Origin of the sequence: Dialister sp., from assembly GCF_036343215.1 — a bacterium.
GTDB lineage: Bacteria > Bacillota > Negativicutes > Veillonellales > Dialisteraceae > Dialister.
This window is the reverse complement of the sequence record NZ_JAZASU010000151.1, coordinates 1-2,974: the sequence shown is the minus strand read 5'-3', so window position 1 is coordinate 2,974 and position 2,974 is coordinate 1. Positions and strand designations below refer to the sequence as shown.

The 2,974-nt window shown below is 52.9% G+C and carries 4 protein-coding genes; all 4 read right to left on the bottom strand.

Annotated features, from left to right (window positions below; translation table 11 throughout):
• On the bottom strand, positions 1 to 431 hold a 431-nt coding region (locus VZT47_RS09905), incomplete at its 3' end, for a hypothetical protein (RefSeq protein ID WP_330224798.1).
• Between the two features lie 84 nt (positions 432 to 515).
• Positions 516 to 1,766 carry a site-specific DNA-methyltransferase gene (locus tag VZT47_RS09900; protein WP_330224797.1) on the bottom strand — a complete coding sequence of 417 codons (1,251 nt, stop codon included), beginning with the start codon at positions 1,764 to 1,766 and terminating at the stop codon, positions 516 to 518.
• A 144-nt stretch (positions 1,767 to 1,910) separates the two neighbouring features.
• Positions 1,911 to 2,438 carry a P27 family phage terminase small subunit gene (locus VZT47_RS09895; RefSeq protein ID WP_343299405.1) on the bottom strand — a complete coding sequence of 176 codons (528 nt, stop codon included), beginning with the start codon at positions 2,436 to 2,438 and terminating at the stop codon, positions 1,911 to 1,913.
• A 163-nt stretch (positions 2,439 to 2,601) separates the two neighbouring features.
• On the bottom strand, positions 2,602 to 2,974 hold a 373-nt coding region (locus VZT47_RS09890), incomplete at its 5' end, for an HNH endonuclease (RefSeq protein WP_330224796.1).

Sequence of the window (2,974 nt, the reverse complement as noted above, 5' to 3'; positions counted from 1 at the left end):
GAAATCTTGCCATCTTCCCTTTGGATGGTCAGATCATCCGTACCCAAGGCCTTCTTGAAAAGTCCGGCCTTGGAGGCCACCAGGTTCTGGAGCTTAGCAAAGTCTTCTTCCGTTAAATTATCCGGAAGGGAAATGGTGAGGGTATCGACACCCTCCGTTTTAGGAGTTTCTTCCGGTTTCACCCCTTCTTCCAGGATGGGGACTCTGTTTTCTGGCCGGAATCCTTTGACTGCCAGTTCCTGAACAACCTGTTGGAAAAGTGCCGCATCCTCACATTCCACCGTACCGGTCTCGCCGACCATAATGCTGCCGATTTGATAGGCCTTGGTGGGAAGAAACAGGTATTTCGCACTTTCTCCCGTAATTTGGCTGATAGCATCCGCCAATTCCTTCCGTGCTGCACCTTGTTTGTTGTATTCTGCCTTCATCATATGTACCTCCTTAGGGTATTTTGGTACTGTTATTCATCACTCTAAAGGCGAATAATAGCAAGCAAAATGTAGCCTTTCGAGCCTTTATTTTTCTGTTCCCGCCATTTCCTGGTAGGTATACTGTTTCCCATCCCGGAGGACGGTTACTGTCTCGTTCTCGTGGGAAGCCAGGTAGCGCTTTACCGCCACATCTACGAACTTAGGCTCCAGCTCTATCCCATAACAGATGCGGCCTAGCTGGTCGCAGGCCATGAGCGTGGAAGCAGATCCTAGGAATCCATCCAGCACAACCCCATTGATCTGGCTACTCAGCTTAATGAGATAGGCCAGCATGGGCACGGGTTTACTGGAGGGATGGCCAAATCCGTCCTCTTTGCTGTTTTTAATGCCCTCAAACTCAAAGACTGCTTTCTGCTTCTGGTCCCCATACCAGTTGTGTTTCCCATCTTTCCGCCACCCGAAGATGATGGGTTCCATATTGAACTTCCAGTCGGTGCGCATAAAGGGGGCTTTGGGTTTTTTCCAGATGAGCCCCGCCCCCACTTTGAATCCGGCATCTTCGAAAGCATCGTAAAAGACCCGGGCCTTCATGGTGGCGTAGAACACATAGATGGACGCATCGGGAGCCATGGCATCATGAAAACAGGAGAAGGCTTTTTTCAGGAATTCGTACCCTTCCTGGTCATTCAGGTCATCGTTTTTGATTTTCCCGGAAGCGCTTCGAAGATTCACCAGGTACGGAGGATCCGTCAGGACCAGGTTCGGTTTTACTCCATCCATAAGCTGAGCATAGGTTTCTTGTTTCGTAGAATCTCCGCACAAGACCCGGTGTTTTCCCAGCTGCCAAAGATCTCCAGCTTTGGAGAACACAGGCTTCTGGAGTTCTTCTTCTACATCAAAGTCATCTTCTTTGGCTTCGGTTTCTTCATCGAAGAGGTGGGCAATTTCGTCTTCATCGAATCCGGTCAGGCTGACATCGAAGTCCGCTCCCTGGAGGGATTCGATTTCCACCCGCAGCATCTCTTCGTCCCACCCGGCATCCAGGGCCATCCGGTTGTCGGCCAGGATATAGGCCTTTTTCTGGGCCTCGGTCAAATAGTCCACCAGGACGCAGGGGACTTCTTGGATTCCTTCCTCCCGGGCTGCCATCACCCGGCCATGGCCAGCAATGATGTTCTTGTCCTTGTCGATGATCACCGGGTTGATGAACCCGAATTCCCGCAAACTGGCCCTGAGCTTGTTGATCTGTTCCGGAGAATGGGTCCGGGCATTGTTCACATAGGGGATCAGCTCATCGATGGGGATGAGCTTCATCTCTTTGGTTGTTTTTTCCATGCCATGTTTCTCCTTATAATCGCAGCAAGCCCCCTGCGGGCACCGTTCAGGTCCCCACAAAGGGCTTGTCCTCGTAATGTTTTGATCTGTTGTTTGGTGAGGGGATATCCCCTCAGCCGGGAAATGAATTCTCTTGCTGTCATGCTATACCTTCCGCGACCGCAGCAGCCGTTCCATCACGTCATCCTGGGGCGTGTTGCCGGCAAACTCCACGGAGCAGTTTTCCTTCACCACCTGGTAGATCTGATACCAGATCTGGTTCACCTGCTTCATGTAGTTCTGGCCCATGGTCACGTATGGAGAAGCAATGGCCGCATTGGTGGTGGGGTGCTTGGCCAGAAAGCCATATTCCGAAATGGCATGTTCGCACTGGATCCACCGGGACACCGCCATGGCGTACTGGCTGATGAGCTGAGGGCTTACCAGTTTCTCGCAGTGCCGGGCTTTGAGCCACAGCCAGGTTTCCCGGTAGATTTCTTCCGCCTCCAGCTTCCCGCCGTTCCGCTGCTTTTCCTTCATGTAGGCTTTGGGTTCCGGCATATCTTCTCCAGATAGATCCGCCCCTTCCGGCAGGTCCATCACCTTAAGCGGCCGCTTCCCCGGATTGTCCGGCAGTTTGTCCAGCAGGGCCCTGGGTTTCCGGCCCTGGCCGACTCTGAGTCCGCCCCGCATGGTTCCGTCTTTGGCTATTTTTCACACCCCCTTTTTCACCGGGTCAATACCCTTTTTGAAAACGCGTTTTTGTCGCGCGTGACCCCTCGCCCGTTCTGGGTTTGCGGGCTTTCAGAGATTCATACTCCCCCTGGGTATACGACTTTGTTTCAGATTTAACATTTTAAAACTCCACTTTTTTATGCCACCTGTCTCCCCGTTTGGCATGGATCCGGGCATGGCAGGCTTTGCACAGGGCAATCAGGTTGTTCCAGGCATGGGTCCCGCCTTCCGCCAGAGGTTTCTTATGGTGGACCTCCTCCGCCACCACGTACCGGCCGTGCTTCAGGCACACTTCACAAAGAGGATGGCTGGCCACGTAAGCATCCCGGATCTTCTTCCAGGTCCTGCCGTACCGTTTCTTCGTTGCCGGACTACGTTCATACTTTTCGTACTGCTTGTCGATGATCTTCTGATGCTTCTCACAGTACCGCCCATCCGTCAGGTTCGGGCAGCCTGGGAAGGAACAGGGTCGTTTCGGTTTTCTCGGCACAGCT

Excerpts from the sequence above, each read along its gene's own strand:
- VZT47_RS09900 (WP_330224797.1), bottom strand. The coding sequence starts at position 1,766 with ATGGAAAAAACAACCAAAGAGATGAAGCTCATCCCCATCGATGAGCTG.
- VZT47_RS09895 (WP_343299405.1), bottom strand. The coding sequence starts at position 2,438 with ATGCGGGGCGGACTCAGAGTCGGCCAGGGCCGGAAACCCAGGGCCCTG.